Genomic DNA, 24,064 nt, shown 5'->3' with positions numbered 1-24,064 from the left:
TAACAACAGGCGCGGACCTGCGGCCATGCCCACGGATCCCGGGACCCCATGAGCCGAATCCTCCTTGTCTCCGCCAATCTGACCCTGGAGCCCTACCCGGTGCTCCCGCTGGGCATGGCGGTGGTGGCGGGGTCCCTGGCCGACCGGGGCCACCGGGTGGAGCAGTTCGATTTCCTGGCCGAAGGCGCCTCGGAGGCGGCCTTCACGGACCGGGTGCGCGCCTGCGCCCCCGATTTCCTGGGCATCTCCCTGCGCAACCTGGACAGCTGCGATTCCCTGGCGCGCACGGACTATCCGGCCGTGGCCAGGCGCCTGGTGGAACTGGCCCGCGCCTGCACCTCCGCGCCCATCATCCTGGGGGGTTCCGCCTTCTCGATCCTGCCGGAGGAGATCCTCGCCTACACGGGCGCCGACTATGGCGTCGCGGGGGAAGGGGAAGGGGTCGCGGCCGACCTGGTGGAAGCCCTGGCCGCGGGCCGCGCGGCGCCCCGCATCAGCCGCGCCCCGGGCCCGGCGGCCGCCATGGCGGCGCCGCGCTTCGACGGGGCCATCGTCCGCTTCTACCAGGAAGCCTCGGGCCTCCTCAGCCTCCAGACCAAGCGGGGCTGCTCGCACCGCTGCGTCTACTGCAACTACCCCGCCCTGGAGGGGGCCACCCACCGCGCCCGGGACCCCCGCCTGGTGGTGGACGATCTGCAGGAGGCCCACGCCCGTTTCGGGCAGAGGGAATTCTTCATCGCGGACGCGGTGTTCAACGACGCCGCCGGCCAGCACATGGAGGTGGTGGAGGAACTGGCCCGCCGCGCCCTGCCCATCCGGTGGTCCTGCTACATGCGCCCCAGCCTGATCCGGGAAGCGGATCTGCGCCTCATGGGCCGGGCGGGACTGCGCGCGGCGGAACTGGGCACCGACGCCACCACCGACGCGACCCTGCTGGGCCTGGGCAAGGGCTTCACGTTCCAGGAGGCGGTGGAGGCCAACGGGCTCTTCGCGGCCTGCCGCATCCCCTGCGCCCACTTCGTGATGTTCGGAGGCCCCGGGGAGACGGAAGCCACGGTCGCCGAGGGGCTCGCGAACCTGGACCGCCTGGCCAGCACGGCGGTCTTCGCCTTCTCCGGCATCCGCATCCTCCCCGGAACCGCCCTGCACCGCCTGGCCCTCCAGGAGGGCCGGGTGGGCGCCGGCGACGGGCTGCGTGAACCGGCGTACTACCACGCCGCGGGCCTGGATCCCGGGGCCATGGAGGCCCGCATCGAGGCGGCCTTCAAGGGCCGCCGGGACCGGTTCTTCCCGCCGGAGCGGGGCCGGGAGCGCATGGCGGCCCTGCGGGCCATGGGGTTCCGGGGGCTGATCTGGGACTCCCTCATCCGCCATCCCGGGCAGGAGACGCCGCCGTGCTGAAGTTCCGGAAGAGGCCCGCAGTCCACCCGGCGCATCCGGGTGCGGGAGGATCCGGGGGCCCTGGCCGGACCGGATGGCGGGTGAGCGGCATCGGCCGCCGGTGGCAGCTGGGTGTCTTCCATGCCCTGATCCGTCTGGCCGGTAGGCCCCTTTCCTATGCCCTCGCGGACCTGGTGAGCCTCCACTACACCCTCACCCGGCCCTCCGTCCGCCAGGGGTGCCGGCCCTACCTGGACCACCGGTTCCACGGGCGCCGGGGCCTCCGGCGCCTGGCGGATACCTTCCGTCTGACCCGCTCCTTCGCCCGGATCCTGGTGGACCAGGCCGCCCTGCGGCTCCTGGGGCGCGGCGAGTTCATCACCCACCTCCAGGGCCGGGCGGATCTGGCCGCCCTCCTCGCCGAGGGCCGGGGTCTGGTCATCGTCACGGCCCACGTGGGGGCCTGGCAGCTGGGCATGGCCGGCCTGGGGGGCCTGGAACGGCCCATCTCCGTGCTGGCGCGCTTCGACGCCGGGGACGAAAGCTCCCCCTTCCAGGCCTTCGCGGGCCGGGATTTCCGCGTCATCGACCCCGGGGCGTTCCTGGGCGGGGTCCCGGACATGGTGGGCGCCCTGCAGCGGGGCGAGGTGGTGGCCCTCATGGGGGACCGGGCCTGGGGCGCCGGCGGCGGCACCGTCGCGGTGGACTTCCTGGGCGGCCCGGTGCCCCTGCCCTTCACCGCCTACAAGCTGGCCTCGGCCACCGGTGCGCCCGTGGCGGTGCTCTTTCCCTACAAGGCCGGGCCCGATCGGTACGAAATGCACCTGGCCTCCGTCATCCGCGTCCCGGCGGGCCTGGGGCGCGCCCCGGAGGCCTACCGCCCCTACGCCGCGGCCTACGCCCGGGCCCTGGAGGCCTTCCTGGGGACCCACCCCTACCACTTCTTCAACTTCTTCGATCTGTGGGCCGGGAAGACCGGACCCGGGTGAGCCCGCCGCCTCTGATGTATACTTGGATATTCAAATGTCCCGGGTCCTGCCGAAAGCCCGTGAGCCCCGCTCACGGCAGCCCCTTGAACCCGGGCCGTCCCACCCCCCGCCGGAGCCCCGATGCCGCCTAAGACCCAGGACGAGATTCTCCAGTGGGTCCGCGCCGCCCTGAAGACCAATTTCCAGCTGGATCCGCGCTCCGTGCACCTGGATTCCAACCTCTTCACCGACCTGGGCCTGGACAGCATCGACGAAGTCGAACTGGCCCAACACATGCAAGAATTCACGGGGCGGCGCCTGGCCCCCGACGACTTCCGGGTGCTCTGCACCGTGGAGGACGTGGTGCTCTCCGTGCAGAAGATGCTGGAGGCCTGAGGGCCGTGGCGCGGCTGGACGGCATCTTCGCCCAGGACCGGCCGGAGGCCCAGGTGGTGGCCCTCACCGGCAAGGGTCCCCGCACCTTCGGGGACCTGGCCCGGGGCGCCGCGGCGGTCGCCGGGAGGGCCCGGGCGGGGGGGCGCTGGCTCCTGGCCTGCGAGGACCCCTTCGCCTTCGCGGCGGGCTTCCTGGGCCTGGTGCTGGCCGGGTGCGCGCCGGTGCTGCCGCCCAATCTGCTGCCCGGCACCCTGGGGGCCCTGGAGGCCGACGGCCTCCTCCGGGACGCCGACCTGGCCGACCCATCGGACAACCTGCCGCCCAGCCGCCCCCTGGGGGACGGGCCCGTGGAATTCTGGACCTCCGGCAGCACCGGATCCCCCAAGCGTGTCCTGCGGCGCTTCCAGGACCTGGTGCGGGAGGTGGAGGTGCTGGAGGGGCTCTTCGGCCCCCTCCCGGCCCCGGTGGCCTCCACCGTGCCCCACCTGCACATCTACGGATGCCTGTTCCGGGTGTTCTGGCCCCTGGCCACCGGGCAGATCTTCCTGTCGGAGACCTGCGGGGACCCCGCGCGGTTCCTGGCCGCCATGGGCGAACGGCCCGTGCTGGTGAGCAGCCCCGCCCACCTCGCCCGGCTCCCCAGGCTCCTGCCCATCGCGGGCCTGGACCTGCCGGCGGTCTTCTCCTCCGGGGGGGCCCTGGAGCGGGAGGATGCCCTGGCGTGGCGGGCCGCGGCCCCCGGCGGGGTGGTGGAGGTGTACGGCAGCACCGAAAGCGGCGGCATCGCCTGGCGGAACCCCGGCCCCGACGCCGATTCCTCCCGGTGGACCCCCTTCCCGGACATGTCCCTGGCCGCGGCCGCCGACGGGGCCCTGCTCCTGAGCTCCCCGCGGGTGGGCCCCGCCGGCCTGCGCATGGAGGACGCCGTGGCCCTGGGCGCCGACGGGCGCTTCGCCCTGCTGGGGCGCCTGGACCGGGTGGTGAAGATCGAGGAGAAGCGGGTCTCCCTGCCCCAGGTGGAGGCGGCCCTGAAGGCCCACCCCCTGGTGCGGGACGCGGCGGTGGTGCTCCTGGAGGGCCGGCGCCGGATGCTGGGGGCGGCCATCGTCCTGGCCGGGCCCGCGGATCTGGAGGACCCCGCCGTGCGCCGCGCGCTGGGGGAGCGCCTGGGCGCGCACCTCGCGGCCTCCCTGGAGGGGCCGGCCCTTCCCCGGCGCTGGCGCTTCCTGCCCGAACTGCCCCGGGACGCCCGGGGAAAGCTGCGGGCCGGGGATCTGGCGGCCCTCTTCGCCGCCGCCGGTAATGCCTGAATTATGATGACGCCTGCCTTAAGATGGGTGTCCGGTCCGGACGCCGAAGCCCACGGGAGATTCACCTCATGACCACCGTCAACCCCACCCGGGACGAGATCCTCGCGCAGCTGAGGACCATCCTCGCCAACTCCTTCGAGCTGGCCCCGGAGCGCATCACCCTGGAGGCCCATCTCTTCACGGATCTGGATCTGGACAGCATCGACGCGGTGGAGCTGGCCATCCAGCTCCAGGAGATCACCGGAAGGCGGGTGAAGGCGGAGGAGTTCAAGCACGTGCGCACGGTGGCGGACGTGGTGGAGGCGGTCCACCAGATGCTGCAGGCCAGATGAGGTTCCCCGCGAGCGCCCGGGTCGCGCCGGCCGGGCCTGAGGGAAGCGCCGCCTTCGCCCTGGAGCTGGACCCGGAGCTCCTGGGCTTCCAGGGGCACTTCCCCGGCAACCCCATCCTGCCCGGGGTGGTGCAGGTGGACTGGGCCATCCATTTCGCCGAGGCCGCCTTCGGCCCCCTGGGGGCCTTCCGGGGCCTCGAGCACCTGAAATTCACGGATATCGTCCGCCCCGGCCAGGCCCTCACCCTCACCCTCGCCCTGGACCCCGCCCGGGAATCCCTCCGCTTCGCCTTCCAGGACGGCGATACCCGCAAGGCCTGCGGCATCATCCACTTCCAAGGAAACACATAGATGGGTACCGTCACCGTGGGCCGCGGGCCCCTGTGCATCGAGGACGTGGTGGCGGTGGCCACCGGGTCCCGGCCCCTGGCCCTGGACCGGGACCCGGCCTTCCGCGCCCGCATCCAGGCCGGGGCCGATTTCCTGGCCGCGCTCCTGGAGGGCGGCACCGAGGTCTACGGCGTCACCACCGGCTACGGCGACTCCTGCACCACCGCCGTGCCCCCGGACCTGGTGCCCGAACTGCCCGCCCATCTCACCCGGTACCACGGCTGCGGCCTGGGCCGCATCCTCGACGAGGACGAGACCCTGGCCGTGCTGGTGGCGCGCCTGAACTCCCTGGCCCAGGGTTTTTCCGGGGTGCGGTGGGAGCTGCTGGAGGCCCTGGAGGGCCTCGTGGCGCGCCGGGTCCTGCCCCGCATCCCCGCCGAAGGCTCCGTGGGGGCCAGCGGCGACCTCACGCCCCTTTCGTACGTGGCCGCCACCCTCATCGGCGAACGGGAGGCCACCTTCCGCGGGGAGGTGCGCCCGGCCCGGGAGGCCCTGGCGGAGGCGGGGCTGGAACCCCTGCGCCTGGCCCCCAAGGAGGGCCTGGCCATCATGAACGGCACCGCCGTCATGACCGGCCTGGCCTGCCTCGCCTTCCACCGGGCGGAGTACCTGGAGCGCCTCTGCTGCCGGCTCACGGCCCTGGCCGTGGCGGCCCTGCGGGGCAACCGGGACCACTTCCACCCGCGGCTCTTCGCCCTCAAGCCCCACGCCGGGCCCCGGGCCGCCGCCGCGCGCATCCACGGGGACCTGGGCGGCCCCGCCGAGGACCTGGCGGTGCGCCTCCAGGACCGCTATTCCATCCGCTGCGCCCCCCACGTCATCGGGGTGCTGGGCGACGCCCTGTCCTGGGTGCGCCGGGACGTGGAGAACGAGCTCAACAGCGCCAACGACAACCCGCTCCTGGACCCCGTGGACGGGCTCCTGCTCCACGGCGGCCATTTCTACGGCGGGCACATCGCCTTCGCCATGGACGGCCTCAAGACCGCCGTGGCCAACCTCGCGGACCTCATGGACCGCCAGCTGGCGCTGCTGGTGGATGCCCGCTACAACAACGGCCTCCCCCAGAACCTCTCCGGCTCCCGGGGCCCCCGGGCCCCCATCAACCACGGCCTCAAGGCCGTGCAGATCGGCGCCAGCGCCTGGACCGCCGAGGCCCTCAAGCTCACCCTGCCCGCCTCGGTCTTCTCCCGGTCCACCGAGTGCCACAACCAGGACAAGGTGAGCATGGGCACCATCTCCGCCCGGGACTGCCTGCGGGTGCTGGAGCTCACGGAGCAGGTGGCCGCGGCCCTGGCCCTGGCCGTGGTGCAGGGCCTGCGCCTGAGGGACCGCCAGGGGGACCCCGCCCCGGGCCGGCTCGCCCCCGGCGCCCGGGCCTTCCTGGAATCCTTCGGGTGGCTGCCCTTCCTGGAGGAGGACCTCCCCCTGGACACCACCCTGCGCGCCCTCCTGGCGTCCATCCGGAACCACGACTGGAGCCTCTACCCATGAAACCCATCCTCACCGGCGAGATCGTCCTCGAGGTGCCCTTCCACGACGTGGACGCCATGGGCGTGACCTGGCACGGGCACTACGTGAAGTACCTGGAGATCGCCCGCACCGCCATGATGCGAAAGGTGGGCCTGGACTGGCAGCAGATGAAGGATTGGGGCGTCATCTGGCCCGTGGTCACCTGCAACCTGAAGTACATCCGCCCCCTGAAGTACGGCCAGAGCGTTCGCGTCCAGTGCAGCCTGCTGGAGTACGAGCAGCGGATCCGCATCCGCTACCTGCTCTCCGACGCCCTCACCGGCGAACGGGTGCACCGGGCCGAGACCATCCAGCTGGCGGTGGACACCGCCACCGGCGAACTCCTGTTCGAGTGCCCCCGGGTCCTCGCCCAGGCCCTGGAAGGGGTCCTGTCGTGAGGCGCGCGGCCTGGTTCCTCCTGGCCCCGGCCCTCTGCGCCCAGGCGGTGCCCGAGGCGCTCACCGCCCACCTGAAGGCCACCGCCGTCCTGCACGCGGACTTCACCCAGACCCGCAGGCTCGCCGCCCTTTCCCGGCCCCTGAAGTCCTCGGGCAGCCTCGTGGTCTCCCGGGAGCTGGGCGTCCTGTGGCGCATGGCCAAGCCCCTGCCCCTCACGGTGGCCGCCGGACCCAAGGGCGTCCTGGAGGTGGACGCCGCCGGGCGCCGCAAGCTCCAGACCACCAAGGACACCCCCATGGTGGCCCGCATGGGCGAGATCATGAAGTCGCTCCTGGAAGGCCGCTGGAGCGCCCTGGACGGGCTCTTCACCGTGAAGGGGGAATCCGGCAGGGACGGCGCGTGGACCATCCACCTCACCCCCGCGCCCCAGACCGCGGCCTTCATCAAGGCCGTGCGCATCCGCGGCGCCGCCTTCATCGAGACCATCCACGTGGATGAGCCTTCGGGCGACACCATGGACCTGACGTTTTTCAACTTCCGCCCCGAGGCCCCCCTGACGGCCGAGGAACGGCGCCTCCTTTCCTTCGAGTAGCCGGTGCGCGCCCGGGGCTGGATCTGGACGGTCCTCGTCGTCGCCTTCGCGGCCTTCGCGGGGCTGCGCCTGGCCTCGGGCCGGGCCCTGGAGACCGACCTCCTGGCCATGCTCCCGGAGACGGAAAAGAACCCCGTGGCCGAAAGGGCCATCCAGACCCTCGCCCGCACCACCCAGGAGCGCGTCGTGCTCCTGGTGCGGGGCGCGGATCCCGCCGACAGCAGGGCCGCGGCCCTGGCCCTGGCCCGGGACCTGGAGGCCGCGAAGGTCTTCGAAAGCGTCCAGTGCGAGCTGCCCCCCATCGATCCCCTGGAACTGGTGCGCTTCTACGCCCCCTACCGGCAGCGCCTGGCGGCCCCGGACCTCCCCCCCGGCGACCTGGCCCCCGCCATCCAGGCCCGCCTCCTTTCCCCGGTCTTTTCCGGCATGCCGCCCCACCTGGACCCCCTGGGCGCCTTCGGGGGCTTCCTGGCGGGCCTGCCCTTCCAGTCCACGGGCCTCGAGCTCAGGGACGGCCTCCTGGCGGTCCAGGCCGGGGACGGGCTCCACGTGATGGTCACCGCCGCCCTGCGGGGCTCGGCCTTCGATCCCGTGGTGCAGGCCCGGAGCCTCGGGGCCGTGGACGCGGCCGCCGCGCGCATGGCCCGCCCCGGGCGCCAGCTGCTGCGCACCGGCGTGCTGTTCTACGCCGCCGACGCCCGCGGGAGCGCGGAGCGGGAGATGAACCTCATCAGCCTCCTGTCCACCCTGGGGATCCTGGGCCTCTTCGCCCTCACCTTCCGCTCCCTGCGCCACCTGCTCCTGGGCCTGGCCTGCGTGGCCGCGGGCCTCGCCTCGGCCCTGGCGGTGTGCCTCCTGGCCTACGGGAAGCTCCACCTCCTGACCCTGGTGGTGGGCTGCACCGTCATGGGCGTGGCGGTGGACTACGCCTTCCTCCTCTTCGCCCACCACCTGGGCGCCGGCGGCGCCTGGAACCCCGGGGCCACCCTGCGGCGCATCCTGCCCGCCCTGCTCCTGGGGCTGGTCACGAGCCTCCTGGGCTACGGCGCCCTGCTGGCGGCGCCCTTCCCGGGCCTGCGCCAGATCGCCGTGTTCTCCATGGTGGCCCTGGCGGGCTCCTTCCTCACGGTGCTGCTGGTGCTGCCGGATTGGCTCGGGGCGCCCCTGCCGCCCCGTCCCGCCCTGGGGGCCGCCCTGGCCCGGATCCTGGGCCGGATCCAGGGCTGGTCCGCCCACCGCCGCACCCCCCTGGCCGTGGCCGCGGCCCTGGCCCTCCTGGGCGGGACGCTGGCGTTCTCCCGGGTGGACGACGACGTGCGCGGCCTGATCCTGCCCTCACGGGCCCTGCGCCGCGACGAGGCCCGCATCCAGGAGCTGCTGAAGATCTCCACGGCCGGCGCCTTCTTCCTGGTGGAAGGCGCCGACGAGGGCCAGGTGCTGGCCCGGGAGGAGGCCCTGCGCGCGCGCATGCCCATCCCCGGCGTGGCGGGCCTCATGGCGGTGTCGGCCTTCGTGCCTTCCCCGGCCCGCCAGGAGGCCGCCCTGGCCCGGAACCGCGCCGCCCTGCCCGCCCTGGCCAAGGGCATGCTGGACGCGGGCTTCCGCCCCGAAGCCGCGGCCGCGGCCCGGGAGGGCCTGGACTCGGGTCCCCTGACGGTGGGGGCCTGGCTGGGCACCTCCTTCTCCATCCCCCTGCGGCCCTTCTGGCTGGGCCCCACGGAACGCGGCGCGGCCTCGGTGGTGCTGCCCACGGGCAGCCCCGATGCCCCCGCCCTGGCCCGGGCCTGCGAAGGCCTTCCGGGCGTGACCCTGGTGGACAAGGCCGGCAGCGTCTCCCGCCTCCTGGCCCACTACCGCCGGGTGGCCACCTGGGCCCTGGCCGGCGCGGTGGCCCTGGTGGGCCTGCTGCTGGGGGCCTGGTACGGCCCTCGGACCAGCCTGCGGCTCCTGGCCCCCTCCCTCCTGGGCATGCTGGCGGCCCTGGCCGCGGGGGCGGCGCTGGGCTTCCCCGTGACCCTCTTCACGGTCATGGCCCTCATCCTGAGCCTGGGCCTGGGCGTGGACTACACCGTCTTCCTGCGCGAGCGGGACGCCGCGGGCACCTCGGCCCTGCTGGGGGTGATGCTGGCCAGCGCCAGCACCCTCATCTCCTTCGGGCTCCTTGCCCTGAGCCACACCCCGAGCCTGCGCGCCTTCGGCGTCACCCTGGCGGCGGCGGTGCTGGTGGCCACCCTCACCTCCTTCCTGGCCCTGGGGGAGCGCGCATGAAGCGGGCCCTGCTCCTCGTCCTGGCCCTCCTGGGCTGCGCCTGGAGGCCTTCGCTGCCCTACAGGCTCCAGCCCGCGTCCACCGGGCCCCGCTGCTTCGCCAACCAGGAGGTGGTGTTCCGCAGGCCCGGCGCCCAACCCGAGCGGCTCCTCACCACCGTGGAGAACGACGGGCGCCGGCTGTCCATCGTGGCCTCCTCCCCCCTGGGCCAGACCCTCTTCGTCCTGCGGGTGGAGGACGGGCCCGCCGTCCTGGACGCGCGGGTGCCCCTGCCGGAAGCCTTCGACCCCAACCTCCTGCCCGCCCTCATCCAGCTCAGCGACTGGCCCCTGGAGGAGGCCCGCAAGGGCCTGGCCCCGGGCATGGAGCTGAGGGAGGAGGGTGCCCTGCGCACCCTCCTGCGCAAGGGCCGGACCCTCCTCACCCTGGACCGCAAGGGCGCCGAACCCCCGTACCGCGCCATCCTCCTGCGGGTGCCCCCCATGGACCTGGAAGCCACCATCACCACCCTGGACGACTGACGATGCGACCCGCCGAGGACCTCCTGGTCCACCGCCCCCCCATGCTCCTCCTGGACGCCGTGCTGGACCACCGGCGGGACGGGATCCTGGCCCGCGCCCGGGTGGACCCCGGCGCCTGGTACGCCGACGCCCGGGGCGCCATGCCGGCCTGGTTCGGCCTGGAGCTCATGGCCCAGGCCATCGCGGCCTACGGCGGCCTGAACCGGCGGGCCCAGGACCGGGAGCCCCGCCTGGGCTACCTGCTGGGAACCCGGGCCTACACCTGCACCCTGCCCGCCTTTCCCGCGGGGAGCGAACTGGGGATCCATGCGGAATTGAAGTACCTGGACGATTCGGGCCTGTCGGCCTTCGCCTGCGGCATCACGCTGGACGGCGAGGAGGTCGCCACGGCCATCCTGAAGACCTTCGAAGGGGAGCGACCATGACCCAGCCCCAGCGCGTCCTCGTCACCGGCGCCAGCGGCCGCATCGGGCGCGCCATCGCCCTGCGCCTGGCCCGGGACGGCTTCCACGTCACCGCCCACGCCCGCACCCGCGCCGCCGAGGCCGAGGCCCTGGCCGCGGAGATCCTGGGGGCGGGGGGTTCCGCCGACGTGACGGTCTTCGACGTCACGGACCGGGAGGCGGCCCGCTCCGCCCTGGAGGCCCTGGTGGAGGCCCACGGGCCCTACTACGGCATCGTCTGCAACGCCGGCATCACCCGGGACAACGCCTTCCCCGCCCTGTCGGAGGAGGACTGGGACCTGGTGCTCCGCACCAGCCTGGACGGGTTCTTCAACGTGGTGCACCCCCTGACCATGCCCATGATCCGCCTGCGCAAGGGGGGCCGCATCGTGTGCATCGCCTCGGTGTCCGGGGTCATCGGGAACCGCGGCCAGGTGAACTACAGCGCCGCCAAGGCCGGCCTCATCGGCGCCGCCAAGGCCCTGGCCGTGGAACTGGCCGGCAGGGCCATCACGGTGAACTGCATCGCCCCGGGCCTCATCGCGTCCGAGATGCTCGAGGAGGTGGACCTGGGCCACGCCCTGGCGGTGGTGCCCATGAAGCGCGTGGGCCAGCCCGAGGACGTGGCGGACCTGGCGGGGTTCCTCTTCTCCCCCTCCGCGGGCTACATCACCCGGCAGGTCATCGGGGTCAACGGCGGGATGATCTGATCCGCGCCGCCGCGGCGGCGATGGCGAAGGCCTGGGCCCCGGGCATGGCGCCCCAGGGCCAGGGTCCGGCGGCGGCCTCGGCCTCCTCCAGGGCGCAGGCCCCGGGGCCGTCCTCCTCCCGGGCGGAAAGCAGGAGGAAGGCGGCGCCTTCCCCGGCCACCGGCCGGGATTCGCCCCGGGCCCAGAGGTAGCCCATGAGCTCGGAGAATTCGTCCACCACGCCCACCAGGACCCGCTCCGCCCGGCCTTCGGCGAGGAGGAGGCGCGCCGCCGTGAGCGCCGAAGGCACCAGGCCCTCGAAACGGCTGAGGGTGAGGCAGGGCCCGGTGATCCCCAGGAAGATGCCGATGTGGGCCGCGGGGGTGTTGTGCAGCGAACCCGCGAAGTGGATGGGGGAGGTGCAGGCGTCCCCGTCCCGCATCATGGAGTCGATGAGGCTGAAGGTGGTGCCGGTGGGCCCGAAGCCGCTGGCCACCACCAGGGCCAGGCCCTCCGGCGTCCGCCCCGCGTCCTCCAGGGCCAGGTGGGCGCCCAGCAGGGCCATGCGGGAGAAGTGATCCACCCTGCGCAGGGCCTTGCGCTCCACGAAGCGCTCCAGGGGGGTGGTGTCGGCCCGGAAGGCCGGGATCCCGCGGGTGCCCTCCCCCCACGGGAGGGTGAGCGTCCCGGGTTCGCCGGGGGCGAGGCCCAGGTTCTCCGCGCCGCAGCCGAAGCCGCCCACCGCGCCGATGCCCAGCACCCGCACCGTCACCGGGGGCCTCCCAGCGCCAGCACGGCGTTGTTCCCGCCGAAGGCCAGGGAGGAGGAGAGCGCCACGCCGCCCGGGAAGGCGGTGGCTTCCCGCACGGGCTCGGCCCCGCCCAGGGCGGGGTCCGGGGTGCAAAAGCCCGCGCTGGGCGGGATCCGGCCCAGCTCCAGGCAGGCCGCGGTGAAGGCCGCCTCGATGGCCCCCGCGGCGCCCAGGGTGTGGCCGGTGCGGCCCTTGGTGGAGAGGAAGGGGACGCCGGGCAGCAGGTCCCGGAGCACCAGGGCCTCCACCCGGTCGTTGTCGGGGGTGGCCGTGCCGTGGGCGTTCACGAAGGCCACCTCCGCCTGGGCGAGGCCTCCCATGGCCTCGGCGATGGCCCGGCGCAGGCCCGCGCCGTCGGGGCTGGGGGCGGTGGGGTGGTAGGCGTCGCAGGAGGAACCGTAGCCCAGCACGAAGGACCGGGCCCGGCGGCGGGTGCCGGGGGCCTCCAGCACCAGAAGGGCGGCCCCCTCGCCCAGGTTCAGGCCCCGGCGGTCCCGATCGAAGGGGCGGCAGGCCTCCTCCGAGGTGATCTTCAGGGAGACGAAGCCGTTGAAGGTGATGCGGCTCAGTTCGTCCGCGCCCCCCGCCAGGACGATGTCGCAGAGCCCCGCCCGGATCCAGGAGGCCCCCAGGCCGATGGCGTCCGTGCCCGAGGAGCATGCGTTCACCACGGTCTGGCAGGGGCCGGCCAGGCCCAGTTCCCGGGCCAGGGCCTCGGCGGGGTTGCTGCGCAGGATGCGTTCCATGGGTTCCAGCCCCGGGTGGCCCCCGGCGCGGTAGGCCCGGCAGAAGGCCTCGTCGTTCAGGGCGCAGCCCACGGTGGTGCCGATGATCACGCCGGTGCGGGCCCGGGGCAGGTCCTCCGGCGCCAGCCCCGCGTCCCGGAGCGCCTCCCGGGTGGCGTGGAGCAGCAGGCCGCTGGTGCGCAGGAACCGGGGGTCGCAGGTGAAACCGGGCACCTCGAAGACGGGGTACGCGGCGGGAAGGTCGCTGGTGAACCGGGTGGCCGGGGCCGGCCCCGGGCCGTCGCCGAAGAGGGCCTCCATGCACGCGGCCAGGGTCCCGCCGGCTCCGCAGACGCACCCCAGGCCGGTGACCGGGATCATGCGTTCCGGCGGGCGTCGATGAAGGCCGCCAGGGCGTTCACGGACTGGAAGGCCGGCTTGCTCTCCTCCATGCTCTTGAGCTCGATGCCGAAATGCTTCTTGAGGAGCATCACGATCTCCACGGCGTCCAGGGAATCCAGGCCCAGGCCCTCCCGGAAGATGGGGGCGTCGTCCTGGATGTCCTCGGGACGCATCCCCTCCAGGTTCAGTTCTTCGATCATCACCTTCTTCAACCGATCCTTGGTTTCCATCCGGCATTCCTATGGGTCGTGGGATTTCCCCGGGTCCAGCATCCCAGGCTATCATCGAACACCCGAACAGCCATGGCCAGGCACCTGGCCGGGCCATGGAGGAAGCGCTTGGAACGACGCGTGGTGATCACAGGAATGGGAGCAATCACGGCCCTCGGAAGCGAATGGGCCGCGGTGGAGGGGCGCCTTCGCGAAGGCCGCTCCGCGGTGGTCGCCATGCCGGCCTGGGACGCCTACCCCTCCCTCCAGACGCGCCTGGGAGCCCCCATTCCCGATTTCGCCGCCCCGGCCCACTATCCCCGCAAGCTCAGCCGCTCCATGGGGCGGGTGGCCATGCTGGGGGTCAGGGCCTCGGAACTGGCCATGGAGGACGCGGGCCTCCGGGGGGACCCCTTCGTGCAGAGCGGCCGCATGGGGGTGGCCTACGGCTCCTCCTCGGGCAGCCTCGACCCCATCCTCTCCCTGGGCTCGGCCCTCACGGGCGAAGGTTCCGCCAATATCAGCGCCACGGGCTACATCCAGTTCATGAGCCACACGGCCGCCGTGAACATCGGGCTCTTCTTCGGCCTCACGGGCCGGGTCATCCCCACCAGCAGCGCCTGCACCTCGGGCAGCCAGGGGCTGGGCTACGCGTACGAATCCATCAAGTACGGCATGCAGGACGCCATGGTCGCGGGGGGCTCCGACGAGCTCACCTTCTGCAGCGCGGCGGTGTTCGACACGCTGTTCGCCACGAGCCTGCGCAACGGGGAACCCCACCTGACGCCGCGGCCCTTCGACCGGAACCGGGACGGCCTGGTGCTGGGCGAAGGCGCCTGCACCCTCGTGCTGGAGGAACGGGAGCGCGCCCTGGCCCGGGGCGCCCGCATCCACGCCGAGATCCTGGGCTTCGGCACCAATTCCGACGGCGCCCACATCACCCAGCCCCAGATGCCCACCATGGCCGCCACCATGGCCACGGCCCTGGGGGACGCCGGCCTGTCGCCGGACGCGGTGGACTGGGTGAACGCCCACGGCACCGCCACCGAGCACGGCGACATCGCCGAAAGCCAGGCCACCTGGGAGACGTTCCGCCGCGCGGTGCCCATCACCTCCTTCAAGAGCTACCTGGGGCACACCCTGGGCGCCTGCGGGGCCATCGAGACCTGGCTGGGCATCCACATGACCCGCTCGGGCCGGGTGGCGCCCACCCTCAACCTGGAGGAGGTGGACCCGCGCTGCGGGCCCCTGGACTACATCCAGGGCGGGGGCCGCGCCCCCCGGGGGCCCCTCTTCATGAACAACAATTTCGCCTTCGGGGGGATCAATACGTCCCTTCTGATCCGCTGCGAACCCTAGCCTCCGGCATCACAAAACCCCGCTCCCGGGGAAAGTACATTAATATTTCACTACCCACCTTTGGGGATCACTAGTCCATGGGGAGGCCATGCCCGCTCCAAAGTCCCTCACCCGTCTCATCGAGCTTCTTCACCAGGCTCTCCGCGCGCAGCTCCACCACGCCCCGGACCACCCCCTGGCCATGAAGAGCCAGGCGGACCTGGAGGACTACCTGCCCGCGCTCCTGGCGGAGTTCGGAACCATCCGGCTGGAGACCAGCGGCGTGGGGTTCTCCTGCCAGGGCGAGCCCGTCACCGGGGCGCCCAACGCGGCCATGGCCCTGGCCCGGGAGATGGACGCCCGCGAAATCGGAGGGGTGGAGCTGGAGCCGGGCCTGGATCCCGAGGAGATCCGGACGCTGCTCTTCATCCTCCAGATGCGCCCCCAGCGCGTGGCGGAGATGGGCGGGGCCGCCACGCTCCTGCCCGACGACGGCCTCCTGCGGGTGCTGCCCCGGGAGGAGCTCACGGCCCCCCGCGTCGCCACGCCCCTGCGGGATTCCGACGTGGAACTGGACTGGGAGCGGATGTTCGCCGCCCCCGAACGCAGCGTCCCCAAGGCCATCCCCGACACCTTCGACCCCATCCCCTGGGTCTCGGCCAGCCCCGGCGCCGTGCCGGCCACGGTCCCCGAGGCCTTCCCCGAACCCGCCCCCCTGACCCCGGAGGAACTGGCCCGGGTCCAGGTGCCCCGGGAACTGGAGGAGATCGTGGAGCTCCCCGACGAGCCCGCGGCCCCCCTCCCCCCCTCCCCCGCGGCCCTGCGGGACGAGCTTTCGGACCTCTTCCGCACCGCCCTGGCCTCCACCACCTCCGTGGACAAGGCCGGGCCCCGGTCCCCCTGGGGCGTGGACCACCGGGACTCCCTCAAGCGCTTCGGCTTCTCCATCCCCGGCTACGCCTGCATGGCGGGGGCCGGCGCGCGGCTCATGCTGGAGGCCATGGACCCCGGCACGGTGCGGGACGCCCTGCGCAAGGCCTTTTCCGAATTCGAGGCCGCGGACCAGGGGAACATCCTCCTGGGGGTGCCCGGGTTCCCCGCCGGGGAGCACGCCCTGCGCCGCGCCCTGGACTTCCTGGCCCCCGAGCTCCTGGCCCAGGCGGTGGCGCACACCCACGTCTCCCACCGCCCCTCCATGTTCGACCTGGCCCTGCTCACCGTGGCCCTCATGCAGTGCGTGCCCGACCGGGAGCTCTCCCTGGACGCCATCCGGGGCCGCCTCCAGTTCGAGGGGTGGGGCATGCAGGAGGTGGAGGACTTCAAGGAAGCCATCCAGTGGGAATGCCAGGGCACCGACACCAAGCTCCACATGAGCCTGGAGCGCCACGCCATCCACAAGCTGGACCCCCACCTGGTCATGACCCTGGGGCGCCAGCTCATCCGCGGCAAGCGCGTGGACGATATCCGCTCCATGCTGGCCCAGCTGGAGGAGGAGTTCAGCAGCCCCCAGGAGTCCGTGCGCCGCCACGGCACCGAGATCCTGGCCAACCTGGCCGATGGCCTCCCGGAGACCGGGCTGCCCATGGATCTGGAGAACCGCATGCTGGCCGCCGCGCGCTACCGGCTGTCGGCGGAAAACGACCAGCTGGTGGCCCAGTGGTGCGCCCAGACCGTGGAGGCCATCCTCAACCGGTGGATCCCCGCCGGGAACTTCACGGCCCTGCACAACGAGATGCGCAACCTGGGCGACCTGGCCTACCCCAGCGTGGGCGCCGCGGCCTGGAAGCCCCAGCTCCTGCGCGACCTCCTGGCGCGCCTGGGCTCCTCGGCCAACATCGCCCTCCTGGTGCCCCTGCTCTTCCAGAAGGGCGCGGGGCTCCCCATCCCCCAGGTGCACGCCATCCTCGCCCTCATCGGCACCCCGGCGGCGGCCCACCTCGCCGCGAGCCTGGAGATCGAGGAGGACCCCAGCCACCGCACCCACCTGGCCGAAGCCCTCCGGGCCATCGGCAAGCGCGCCGTGCCCGTGCTCCAGGAGCAGCTGGCCTCCTCCCACCCCCACATGGTGGACACCGCCCTCATGCTCCTGGCCCAGGCCGGCGACAAGGGCGTCCTGCCCGACATGCTCCTGGCCATCAGCCACCAGGACATGCGCGTGCGCCGCACCGCCGTCACCGCCGTGGCCGCCCTGGCCGGGAAGCCCGCCGCCGCCATGGCCCTGGCCGAGACCCTCGCCGACGGCGACCAGGCCGCGCAGCTGGAGACCCTCAACCTCCTGGGGGACCTGGGCGAGCCCGCCGCCCTCCCCGCGATCCTGCGCATGCTCACCCCCGACAAGGCCGCCGGCGACGACGCCCAGCGCCTGCGCCTGCGGGCCGTGGAGACCCTGGGCCGCATCCCGGGCAACGATTCCGTGAAGCCGCTGCAGGAGCTCTTCCAGAAGAAGGGGCTCTTCAAGGGCCGGGAACCCGTGGGCATCCGCATCGCCGCCGCCAAGGCCCTGGCCGCGATGAACACGCAGGAGGCCCGGGAAGCCATGGCCCTGGCCATGGAGAACGAACCCACCGACGAGGTGAAGGCCGTCCTGAGGCAGCACCTCATCCGCTAAGCGCCGACCCACTCCGGCCCTTTTCCAGCCGGGGATGGACGGGGATGCTGGGGATAAAGAAAGAGATATCAGAGGCCCAGGGCGTCCAGGAGCGGTGCCTCGTACTGGGCGTCCTCGCCCGGGAAACGAAGGCCCTGCAGGCCCTTCGCCTTGGCCAGGGACCACACCAGGCTCTCCCCCGCCGGCAGCACATCGGGTTCCATCCGGTACACCTCGTCGGCGTACGCCTCGGCTGGAGCGATGACCTTCCAGCCCATTTCCCGGAACATCCGGATGGCGTCGGCCAGGAAGAGGGCGCTGGTCAGGTTGTGGTGGAGCAGCATGACGTGGGGAATGGACCTTCCGACGGCGGCCTGGGCCAGCCGGTCGTAGTACTGGGCCCGGTTCCGGAGGTGGTCGAGGTAGGCCTTCCGCCAGGGCCCAAGCTCCAGCTTCGGGTTCCTGGCCAGGGCCTGCTGGAGGCGCTGGTCGTAGAACCAGTCGCTGGTGTCGATGGTGACGTGGCCGTTCCGGCAGCCCTGGGCCTTGAGGAAGGCGCGGACCCCATCCCGCTTTTCCCGGGTGTCGCCCTCCTTGAGGTAGGGAAAGCGGTACCAGCGCACGTACCCGGGCAGGGTCCGGATCCGCGCATCCTGCTTCAGGAAGTCGGCTTCGAACCAGGCCAGGGTCGAATGGGGCCCGTTCAGGTTCCCGTGGGCGGCGCCGTGGTTGGCGACCCCGTGCCCCGCGTTTCCCCATTCCTTCACCAGCGCCACGCCCTGGGGCGTCTCCAGGCAGGGGCCCGCCACGAAGAGGCAGGACGCGACGCGGGCCTCCCGCAGGGCCCCGAGGATGGCCGCGTTCTTCCCGGCCGCGTCCAGGAGCACGGTCTGGCCCATCTTCGGGCCATCGTCGAACGTGAAGGCGATGGATTGCGCGGACAAGGTGATCGTGAAACCGAGGAAGAACAGGAATGGACGCATGAGGTCAGGCTATCCACCGGCAGGGGCCGCTGCCAACCCCCGGGGGCCGGCCCCCGCCGATTGGGGTGGAGGCCCCTTCCTTCCCTGGGGTATGGTGGATTCAACCCTCCCCGTGAACCCGAACCAGCCGGCAGCATCCCATGCAGAGAATCCTAGTCGTCGAGGACCAGCGCGAACTTTCCGAAACCCTCCGGTCGGTCCTGACCTTCGAGGGCTTCCAGGTGCTCACCGCCGGAGACGGGGAGAAGGCCCTGGAATGCCTTGGACGGGAACCCGTCGATCTGGTGGTGCTGGACCTGATGCTGCCCGTCCTGGACGGCTACCAGGTGGTGGCCCGCCTCCGCAAGCAGGGCAGCACGGTGGGCGTCCTGATGCTCACGGCGCGGGGCGAGGAGGGCGACCGGATCCGCGGCCTCAAGCTCGGGGCCGACGACTACCTGGTGAAGCCCTTTTCCATGCTGGAACTCCTGGAGCGGATCAAGGCCATCCTCCGGCGCACGCGTCCGGCCACCGGCCAGCCGGTCCTGGTTTCCGGCCCCTTCCGCCTGGAGTCCGCCTCCATGAAGGTCCTTCTGGACGGCCAGCCCCTGGACCTCACCGCCAAGCAGTTCCTGCTCCTGGAACTGCTGCTGGCCCACCCGGGAACGACCCTGGACCGGAGCGAGATGCTCCGCCACGTGTGGCCGCCGGACTCCCGCCCCTCCCTGCGGGCCGTGGACGTCCACATGGCGCGGCTGCGAAAGAAGATCGGGGATACGGAAGCGACCGGCTACATCCGCTCCATCGCCTCGGCCGGGTACCGCTGGGCCCTGCCCGTCACGCCCCTCTGAACCATGGCCACCCGGACGGTCCTGAAAGCCCGCCCCCGCCAGCGCCGGGTTCCGCCCTGGCTCGCCCGGCACCAGATCCTGGCCGCCCGGGCGGCGACCTCGGCCCTCCTCCTCGCCCTCGCCCTGTTCTTCGCCTGGGGCCTCCAGCAGTGGGTCCGGCGCACGCTGGTGGCGGCCCGGGAACAGTTGTTCCTGCCCGTCAAGGACCGCTTCAGCGAGAATTTCGATGCGAGGTGGTATTCCTGCGGCCCCGTCCCCCCCTTCTCCACCGGGACCGAGGCCCCGGTGGGCGCCTACCTCGACGGGGAGCCGACCCTGGAAGCCCTGGTGGCCCGTGGAAGCCTCGATGTCTGGGTCCGGGAGGGACGGCGCCTGGTCAGGCGCCCCGACGCGCCCAGGCTCGCCTTCTACCGCACCTTCGCCGCGAGCCTGATCCGGCGCCGTTCCGATTTCCTCTGTCCCGAGGAAGGCCAGGACCCGGACTTCGGCTGGTGCCTGCGCGTGGCGGTCCGCACGGAGAACTGGATCGTCCTCAAGCGCCTGGATCCCGGCAGCCCGGCCCTCGAGGCGGAGCTGGCCCAGGTCCTCGGCCCCGATCCCGACCTCAAGCAGTGCCTGCACCACCTGGAGCCGGAACCCAGGGCGGGCCGCGCGCCCCAGACCTACCCGGAAACGGCCTACCAGATCCCCGAAGGCCGGCTCAAGGGCCGGGTCTGGACCATCGGCTACTGGAACCGGAACCAGACCCCGGGCTGGTTGTGGACCACCGTGCCCACGGGCCCGCTCCGGCGGGCCATGCGGGCCTTCGTCCTCCGGCAGGTGCTCCTGGTCCTGGGGCCCCTCCTCCTGCTCGGGGGCCTTTCGCTCTATGTCCTGGGCATCCGCCGGAACGCCGCCCGGCAAGCCGCGCTGGTGAAGGACCGCCTCGCCTCCCTGACCCACAGCCTCAAGACGCCGCTGGCGATCATCAAGGCCTGGTGCGACGCCAGCCGTCACGGCCGCATGGAGAAGGAGCAGGCCGACGTCCTCTTCATCCGCATCGGAGAGCAGGTGGACCAACTGGCCCTCATGATCCAGAACGGCCTTCGGGCCCTGGATCCGGCGGTCCCGAACGCCCCCGCCGAACCCGTGACCTCGGCCTGGCTGGAGGAGCTCGCGCAGGAGTTCCGCGCGCTCTGCGCCGAGGCGGACCGCCCCTTCGAGGCGCGCCTGGAGGGCTGGGAGGGCCTGGCCAACCGGGTCTCCCTGATGCAGGTGCTGCAGACCCTCCTGGAGAACGCCCTCCTCCACGGCGAGGGCCCCATCCGGTTCTCGGCCCAGGGAAAGGGGCGGCGCTTCCTGGTGACCGTCGCGGACGCGGGCCCGGGTCTGGAACCACATCAGCTTCAGCAGCTGGGCCTTCCCTTCCTCCGGTTCCGCAAACCGGGGGCGGAAGGCTACGACGCGGAGGGGATGGGCCTCGGCCTGAGCCTGGCCATCCAGATCGCGGAAAAGGAAGGCTGGGGCCTGGCCTTCCAGAGCGAGCCCGGCGTCGGTCTCGCCGGAACCCTGGAGCTCCGGGCCTAGGCCCCGGGTCGTGCAACACAATGAAACATCACTTGTCCGTACGCAACAGCCGCACCCCCTAGAGTGGACCAAAGGGCCATCATCCAAACCGGGCCACCCAGAGGGGGGAACATGAGACATCTGCAGCTTCACAGCCTTTCATGGCTGGCGCTGGCGCTCGCCGGGAGCGTCCTGGGGGCCAGCCAGGGACTCCCGCCCCTGGCGAGGGAAGCCCTCGCCGACGTCCAGGGGAAGGAAGGGGTCCGGGCCGCGGCGATCGCCTCCCACGTGGAGGCCCTGAAGGCCACCTACGGCCTGTCGGGTTCCGATCAGATCCAGGAGGTGGGGCGCAACACCGACCCCTACGGCAAGACCCACGTCCGCTTCGCCCAGGGCTACCGGGGCACGCGGGTCTGGGGAAGCCGCCTCATCGGCCACATGACCTCCGATGGGGGCTTCGAGAAGGTCCAGGCCAAGGTCTTCCCGGGCATCGACCTCCAGCCGGCGGATCTCCTGGCGGCGGATGCGGTCCGGGCCCGCTGCCTGAAGCGCCTGGGCCTCCAGGAGGAGAAGACCTCCCCGCAGGTCAACCTGGAGAGGATCGTATTCCCCACGGCTCTCCAGGACGGCCTCAAGATCAAGCGCAACGCCAAGGGCGAACTGGCCCTGGACGAGGCCTACAGCGTGGCCACCCCACGGAGGTCCCAGCCCTACGTGTGGGCCTACCATGCCACGGTCCTGCAGGGCCGCATGGGCGAGCGGGGCGTCACGGAGATGATTGTGGACGCCACCACGGGCGAATTGCTCAAGAAGTGGGACGGCAGGATCTACGATGCACCCGCCACAGGCAACTCGGAGTACAACGGCACCGTTAGCCTCAATACGAATCCCTTCGTGTGGGTGAACGCCTGGGATTCCACCTGGGGCCCCGATCTGATGCCCCCCAGCGGCACCTACAACACCCTCCGGGACACGACCCGCACCACCGCGATCAATCCCATCTGGTCCGTCTATGACTGGATGAACGTGCCCGGAATCGCCACGTACTGGGTCGACAACTACTTCTCCACAAGCATTCCCGGCGGCGAGATCCCCTACCTGGTCTCGGGGACCGAATGGGGGGACGGCAAACCCTTCGCAGGCTTCCCGGCCGGGGATCAGTCCGTGACCATCGCCACCGCGAACCTCGCGGTCAATGGGCAGACGGTTGCGGTGGACGCCACCCATGGGGTGCTCAAGACCTGGGACTTCTTCAGGAGCGTCTTCGGGCGCAACGGCATGGACGACCAGGGGACCCCGCCCGCCGTCTTCGTCCACGTGAACGAGGGGTTCTACCAGACCATGACCCCCATGCTCAACGCCTACTTCGTGCCCTACAACCAGTCCATGTACTTCGGCGACGGCGACCTGCGCCAGGGCTACGGCCCCTTCACGTCCATGGACATCACCGCCCACGAGATGTCCCACGGGGTGGTGGCCGGCTCGGGCGGCCTGGACAACGTCGGCGAGTCCGGCGGCCTGAACGAGGCCACGGCGGACATCTTTTCGGCCATGACGCGCTTCTACAGTTGGGGCCCCAACGGCGGCACGGGCAGCGTCATTCCCGACACCGCCCCCAACGCCCCCACCGAGGACGGGGTGTGGACGATCGGAAAACAGCTCACCACCAGCCACCAGGCCATCCGGTCCATGTACAAGCCCAGCCAGGACGGGTACAGCCACGACAGTTGGTTCGACGGCATCGGCCTGGACGACGTGCACTTCACCATGGGCCCGGGCAACCGCGCCTTCTACTTCCTCGCCCAGGGCGCCTCGAGCCAGCCGACGGCCGTCTCCTACTCCCCCTGCCTCCCCGGAGGCATGACGGGGCTGGGGAACGACACCGCTTCCCGAATCTGGTACCGGACCCTCACCACCCGCCTGGCGGACCCCGCCACGGACTACGCCGGATTCCGGACCCTCATGGAGGAAACGGCCACCGAGCTATACGGCGCGGGATCGAACGAATTGGCGGCCGTAAAGAACGCCTTCGCGGCGGTGAACGTCGGCGCGCCCGCCAGCGGCGTCGAACCGGTCCGGGTGATGCTGGGCAGGCAGGTGGAGGGTGTCGTCGATGAAACCAGCGGGGGCTACAACTGGAACTCGGACCTGAACCGGCTCATCGTCATCCCCGTCCCGGGGGTCCCCCAGACCCTCCCGGCCCCCACCATCACCCATGCCACCAACACGGACTACACCTGGAGCCTGGGCGGCTACAGCAAAGCCATCGCGGAGCAGGGCGGGGCGATCGTGGGGGGAAAGGCCTTCAAGGCCCCCTACATCAACCACTACCTGTGGACCCTCAAGGTCTCCAGCAACCAGGATCCCAGCCGCTACGCCGCCACCCTGGCCTATGCCTGCAACATGGACACCGACACGGATACGGAATTCGACGCCCTCGACCTGGCCGCCTATGCCATCAGCTGGGGCCGGAGCCAACAGTACTTCCCATCGTCGCTGGTGCCCCTGCTCGACATCTCCAACAACAGCATGACGGACGATAACGATATCAGTCTCGCCAGGCTCGGCTTCAACTCCGTCTTTGCCCACTAGGTGAATGCGATGAAACCCATGCACATGCTCCTCGCCGTCCCGGCCTGCCTCCTCATCTCCGCATGCGGGGGTTCCACCAGCTCCGCCCCGGCGGCGCCGGTGACCGCCACCGCCCTCGCCTACACCGACCCCACGCCGGCGGCCGGCGAATGGGCCCTGGTGAAGGACCCCGTGTCCACCCCCACCCGCCTGGTCCTGGACCTGGTGGGGCCCTCCGGCTTCCTCTTCCGGGGCGTCGGTTTCAACCTCAAGGCCGATACGGGCAAGGTGGCCTTTTCCCGGTTCCAGGATTCCAAGGGGGTATCCCTGGGGTTCATGGCCGACAAGGGCATCCTCCACGACCTCGACGAGGCCTCCCACGCCGTGCCCTGCGTGGCCAGCGCCGCCGGCACGAAGAACGACACGCTGTCCGTGGGGCTCTGGCAGAAATGCCAGCGCTACGAGATTCCGCCCGCGCAGTACGCGCCCCAGCCCCTCGGTTCCGGCGTCATGAACGAAGCCATGGACTGCAAGTCCTCGCCCGTGCTCCAGGTGGCCCTGGTCCTGGCCAAGGACGCCCTTCCCGGCGCCGTGACCCTGACCGTCACCAAGGCCGGCGCCGTGCCCAGTGAGGTCACCAAGGACATCCCGATCCAGGCCGTCGTGAAGGTCGGAACCCTCACCCTGAAATAGGGGAACCGCAGCGGCTAGGAGCCTGGCTAGGTAATCGTGCGAGTCCCGGACGTTCGCCCTGTTTCGTCATCGCCGGCCAAGCCGGCGATGACGGGGGGGTGCGGAAGAGACGTTGGGGCTGTGCTACGCCCAACTCACTTCGTTGAGCGGAAGGGAATGGCTCTCCTGGAAGGC

General features: G+C 71.8%; 23 protein-coding genes. 19 read left to right on the top strand and 4 right to left on the bottom strand.

Annotated features, from left to right (window positions below; genetic code table 11):
• Window positions 1-48 precede the first annotated feature (48 nt).
• The 13 genes from R2J76_RS03235 to fabG all read left to right on the top strand — a co-directional run bounded on the left by R2J76_RS03235 (window position 49) and on the right by fabG (window position 11,217).
• Window positions 49-1,401, top strand: a complete 1,353-nt coding sequence (locus R2J76_RS03235) for a lipid biosynthesis B12-binding/radical SAM protein (protein WP_316414347.1) — start codon at window positions 49-51, stop codon at window positions 1,399-1,401.
• A gap of 80 nt (window positions 1,402-1,481) precedes the next feature.
• Window positions 1,482-2,369 carry a lysophospholipid acyltransferase family protein gene (locus tag R2J76_RS03230; protein ID WP_316414346.1) on the top strand — a complete coding sequence of 296 codons (888 nt, stop codon included), beginning with the start codon at window positions 1,482-1,484 and terminating at the stop codon, window positions 2,367-2,369.
• A gap of 120 nt (window positions 2,370-2,489) precedes the next feature.
• Complete coding sequence (locus R2J76_RS03225; protein WP_316414345.1) at window positions 2,490-2,744, top strand: acyl carrier protein; 255 nt, start codon at window positions 2,490-2,492, stop codon at window positions 2,742-2,744.
• A 5-nt stretch (window positions 2,745-2,749) separates the two neighbouring features.
• Window positions 2,750-4,054 (top strand): AMP-binding protein, encoded by a 1,305-nt coding sequence (locus R2J76_RS03220; RefSeq protein WP_316414344.1) that lies wholly within the window; start codon window positions 2,750-2,752, stop codon window positions 4,052-4,054.
• Window positions 4,055-4,122: 68 nt separating this feature from the next.
• A complete protein-coding gene (locus tag R2J76_RS03215) occupies window positions 4,123-4,386 on the top strand; it encodes an acyl carrier protein (protein ID WP_316414343.1) in 264 nt (87 codons plus the stop codon).
• Window positions 4,383-4,736, top strand: coding sequence for an ApeI family dehydratase (locus R2J76_RS03210; RefSeq protein WP_316414342.1), 354 nt, complete (start codon window positions 4,383-4,385; stop codon window positions 4,734-4,736). Before R2J76_RS03215 ends, R2J76_RS03210 begins: the two co-directional genes overlap by 4 nt.
• Entirely contained in the window at window positions 4,737-6,266 is a 1,530-nt protein-coding gene (locus R2J76_RS03205) for an HAL/PAL/TAL family ammonia-lyase (protein ID WP_316414341.1), read from the top strand. It begins immediately after the preceding gene.
• Complete coding sequence (locus R2J76_RS03200; RefSeq protein ID WP_316414340.1) at window positions 6,263-6,682, top strand: acyl-CoA thioesterase; 420 nt, start codon at window positions 6,263-6,265, stop codon at window positions 6,680-6,682. The genes R2J76_RS03205 and R2J76_RS03200 overlap by 4 nt, the downstream gene beginning before the upstream one ends.
• A complete protein-coding gene (locus R2J76_RS03195; RefSeq protein WP_316414339.1) occupies window positions 6,679-7,275 on the top strand; it encodes a LolA family protein in 597 nt (198 codons plus the stop codon). Before R2J76_RS03200 ends, R2J76_RS03195 begins: the two co-directional genes overlap by 4 nt.
• A 3-nt stretch (window positions 7,276-7,278) precedes the next feature.
• On the top strand, window positions 7,279-9,543 hold the full coding sequence (locus R2J76_RS03190; protein ID WP_316414338.1) for an MMPL family transporter: 2,265 nt from the start codon (window positions 7,279-7,281) through the stop codon (window positions 9,541-9,543).
• Window positions 9,540-10,064 (top strand): DUF3261 domain-containing protein, encoded by a 525-nt coding sequence (locus R2J76_RS03185; RefSeq protein ID WP_316414337.1) that lies wholly within the window; start codon window positions 9,540-9,542, stop codon window positions 10,062-10,064. Before R2J76_RS03190 ends, R2J76_RS03185 begins: the two co-directional genes overlap by 4 nt.
• Before the next feature lie 2 nt (window positions 10,065-10,066).
• Complete coding sequence (locus tag R2J76_RS03180) at window positions 10,067-10,489, top strand: ApeP family dehydratase (protein WP_316414336.1); 423 nt, start codon at window positions 10,067-10,069, stop codon at window positions 10,487-10,489.
• Window positions 10,486-11,217, top strand: coding sequence for a 3-oxoacyl-ACP reductase FabG (gene fabG, locus R2J76_RS03175; RefSeq protein ID WP_316414335.1), 732 nt, complete (start codon window positions 10,486-10,488; stop codon window positions 11,215-11,217). The genes R2J76_RS03180 and fabG overlap by 4 nt, the downstream gene beginning before the upstream one ends.
• On the opposite strand, the gene R2J76_RS03170 is transcribed toward fabG, so the two are convergent.
• From R2J76_RS03170 to R2J76_RS03160, 3 genes are read right to left on the bottom strand one after another with little or no spacing between them, the layout of a single operon-like run.
• On the bottom strand, window positions 11,198-11,968 hold the full coding sequence (locus tag R2J76_RS03170) for a beta-ketoacyl synthase chain length factor (protein ID WP_316414334.1): 771 nt from the start codon (window positions 11,966-11,968) through the stop codon (window positions 11,198-11,200). The genes fabG and R2J76_RS03170 overlap by 20 nt on opposite strands.
• Entirely contained in the window at window positions 11,965-13,113 is a 1,149-nt protein-coding gene (locus tag R2J76_RS03165; RefSeq protein ID WP_316414333.1) for a beta-ketoacyl-[acyl-carrier-protein] synthase family protein, read from the bottom strand. Before R2J76_RS03165 ends, R2J76_RS03170 begins: the two co-directional genes overlap by 4 nt.
• Complete coding sequence (locus R2J76_RS03160; protein ID WP_316414332.1) at window positions 13,110-13,364, bottom strand: phosphopantetheine-binding protein; 255 nt, start codon at window positions 13,362-13,364, stop codon at window positions 13,110-13,112. The genes R2J76_RS03165 and R2J76_RS03160 overlap by 4 nt, the downstream gene beginning before the upstream one ends.
• 72 nt (window positions 13,365-13,436) lie before the next feature.
• Between R2J76_RS03160 and R2J76_RS03155 the strand changes: the two genes are divergently transcribed.
• Together R2J76_RS03155 and R2J76_RS03150 are read left to right on the top strand one after the other, a co-directional pair.
• Entirely contained in the window at window positions 13,437-14,702 is a 1,266-nt protein-coding gene (locus tag R2J76_RS03155) for a beta-ketoacyl-ACP synthase (RefSeq protein ID WP_316414331.1), read from the top strand.
• 88 nt (window positions 14,703-14,790) lie between these two features.
• Window positions 14,791-17,289: a HEAT repeat domain-containing protein gene (locus R2J76_RS03150; RefSeq protein ID WP_316414330.1), complete on the top strand. Its 2,499-nt coding sequence runs from the start codon at window positions 14,791-14,793 to the stop codon at window positions 17,287-17,289.
• Window positions 17,290-17,357: 68 nt separating this feature from the next.
• Here the strand turns inward: R2J76_RS03150 and R2J76_RS03145 are convergent, their stop codons facing one another.
• The gene (locus R2J76_RS03145; RefSeq protein WP_316414329.1) at window positions 17,358-18,251 is read right to left on the bottom strand and encodes a polysaccharide deacetylase family protein; all 894 of its coding nucleotides are present in this window, start codon (window positions 18,249-18,251) and stop codon (window positions 17,358-17,360) included.
• A 140-nt stretch (window positions 18,252-18,391) separates the two neighbouring features.
• Between R2J76_RS03145 and R2J76_RS03140 the strand changes: the two genes are divergently transcribed.
• The 4 genes from R2J76_RS03140 (at window position 18,392) to R2J76_RS03125 (ending at window position 23,890) form a co-directional block, all read left to right on the top strand.
• Complete coding sequence (locus R2J76_RS03140) at window positions 18,392-19,081, top strand: response regulator transcription factor (protein ID WP_316414328.1); 690 nt, start codon at window positions 18,392-18,394, stop codon at window positions 19,079-19,081.
• Window positions 19,082-19,084: 3 nt separating this feature from the next.
• A complete protein-coding gene (locus tag R2J76_RS03135) occupies window positions 19,085-20,647 on the top strand; it encodes a sensor histidine kinase (protein ID WP_316414327.1) in 1,563 nt (520 codons plus the stop codon).
• 111 nt (window positions 20,648-20,758) lie between these two features.
• Window positions 20,759-23,218: a M4 family metallopeptidase gene (locus R2J76_RS03130; protein ID WP_316414326.1), complete on the top strand. Its 2,460-nt coding sequence runs from the start codon at window positions 20,759-20,761 to the stop codon at window positions 23,216-23,218.
• 9 nt (window positions 23,219-23,227) lie between these two features.
• Window positions 23,228-23,890 carry a hypothetical protein gene (locus tag R2J76_RS03125; protein WP_316414325.1) on the top strand — a complete coding sequence of 221 codons (663 nt, stop codon included), beginning with the start codon at window positions 23,228-23,230 and terminating at the stop codon, window positions 23,888-23,890.
• The last annotated feature ends 174 nt before the right edge of the window (window positions 23,891-24,064 follow it).

The organism is Mesoterricola silvestris (assembly GCF_030295405.1).
GTDB lineage: Bacteria > Acidobacteriota > Holophagae > Holophagales > Holophagaceae > Mesoterricola > Mesoterricola silvestris.
Note: the sequence above shows the minus strand (reverse complement) of the source record. Positions and strands in the feature narration are given on the sequence as shown.

Excerpts from the sequence above, each read along its gene's own strand:
- R2J76_RS03145 (WP_316414329.1), bottom strand. The coding sequence starts at position 18,251 with ATGCGTCCATTCCTGTTCTTCCTCGGTTTCACGATCACCTTGTCCGCG.
- R2J76_RS03125 (WP_316414325.1), top strand. The coding sequence starts at position 23,228 with ATGAAACCCATGCACATGCTCCTCGCCGTCCCGGCCTGCCTCCTCATC.
- R2J76_RS03140 (WP_316414328.1), top strand. The coding sequence starts at position 18,392 with ATGCAGAGAATCCTAGTCGTCGAGGACCAGCGCGAACTTTCCGAAACC.
- R2J76_RS03210 (WP_316414342.1), top strand. The coding sequence starts at position 4,383 with ATGAGGTTCCCCGCGAGCGCCCGGGTCGCGCCGGCCGGGCCTGAGGGA.
- R2J76_RS03185 (WP_316414337.1), top strand. The coding sequence starts at position 9,540 with ATGAAGCGGGCCCTGCTCCTCGTCCTGGCCCTCCTGGGCTGCGCCTGG.
- R2J76_RS03180 (WP_316414336.1), top strand. The coding sequence starts at position 10,067 with ATGCGACCCGCCGAGGACCTCCTGGTCCACCGCCCCCCCATGCTCCTC.
- R2J76_RS03165 (WP_316414333.1), bottom strand. The coding sequence starts at position 13,113 with ATGATCCCGGTCACCGGCCTGGGGTGCGTCTGCGGAGCCGGCGGGACC.
- R2J76_RS03225 (WP_316414345.1), top strand. The coding sequence starts at position 2,490 with ATGCCGCCTAAGACCCAGGACGAGATTCTCCAGTGGGTCCGCGCCGCC.
- R2J76_RS03130 (WP_316414326.1), top strand. The coding sequence starts at position 20,759 with ATGAGACATCTGCAGCTTCACAGCCTTTCATGGCTGGCGCTGGCGCTC.
- R2J76_RS03135 (WP_316414327.1), top strand. The coding sequence starts at position 19,085 with ATGGCCACCCGGACGGTCCTGAAAGCCCGCCCCCGCCAGCGCCGGGTT.
- R2J76_RS03155 (WP_316414331.1), top strand. The coding sequence starts at position 13,437 with ATGGCCAGGCACCTGGCCGGGCCATGGAGGAAGCGCTTGGAACGACGC.
- R2J76_RS03205 (WP_316414341.1), top strand. The coding sequence starts at position 4,737 with ATGGGTACCGTCACCGTGGGCCGCGGGCCCCTGTGCATCGAGGACGTG.
- R2J76_RS03150 (WP_316414330.1), top strand. The coding sequence starts at position 14,791 with ATGCCCGCTCCAAAGTCCCTCACCCGTCTCATCGAGCTTCTTCACCAG.
- R2J76_RS03235 (WP_316414347.1), top strand. The coding sequence starts at position 49 with ATGAGCCGAATCCTCCTTGTCTCCGCCAATCTGACCCTGGAGCCCTAC.
- fabG (WP_316414335.1), top strand. The coding sequence starts at position 10,486 with ATGACCCAGCCCCAGCGCGTCCTCGTCACCGGCGCCAGCGGCCGCATC.
- R2J76_RS03160 (WP_316414332.1), bottom strand. The coding sequence starts at position 13,364 with ATGGAAACCAAGGATCGGTTGAAGAAGGTGATGATCGAAGAACTGAAC.
- R2J76_RS03215 (WP_316414343.1), top strand. The coding sequence starts at position 4,123 with ATGACCACCGTCAACCCCACCCGGGACGAGATCCTCGCGCAGCTGAGG.
- R2J76_RS03200 (WP_316414340.1), top strand. The coding sequence starts at position 6,263 with ATGAAACCCATCCTCACCGGCGAGATCGTCCTCGAGGTGCCCTTCCAC.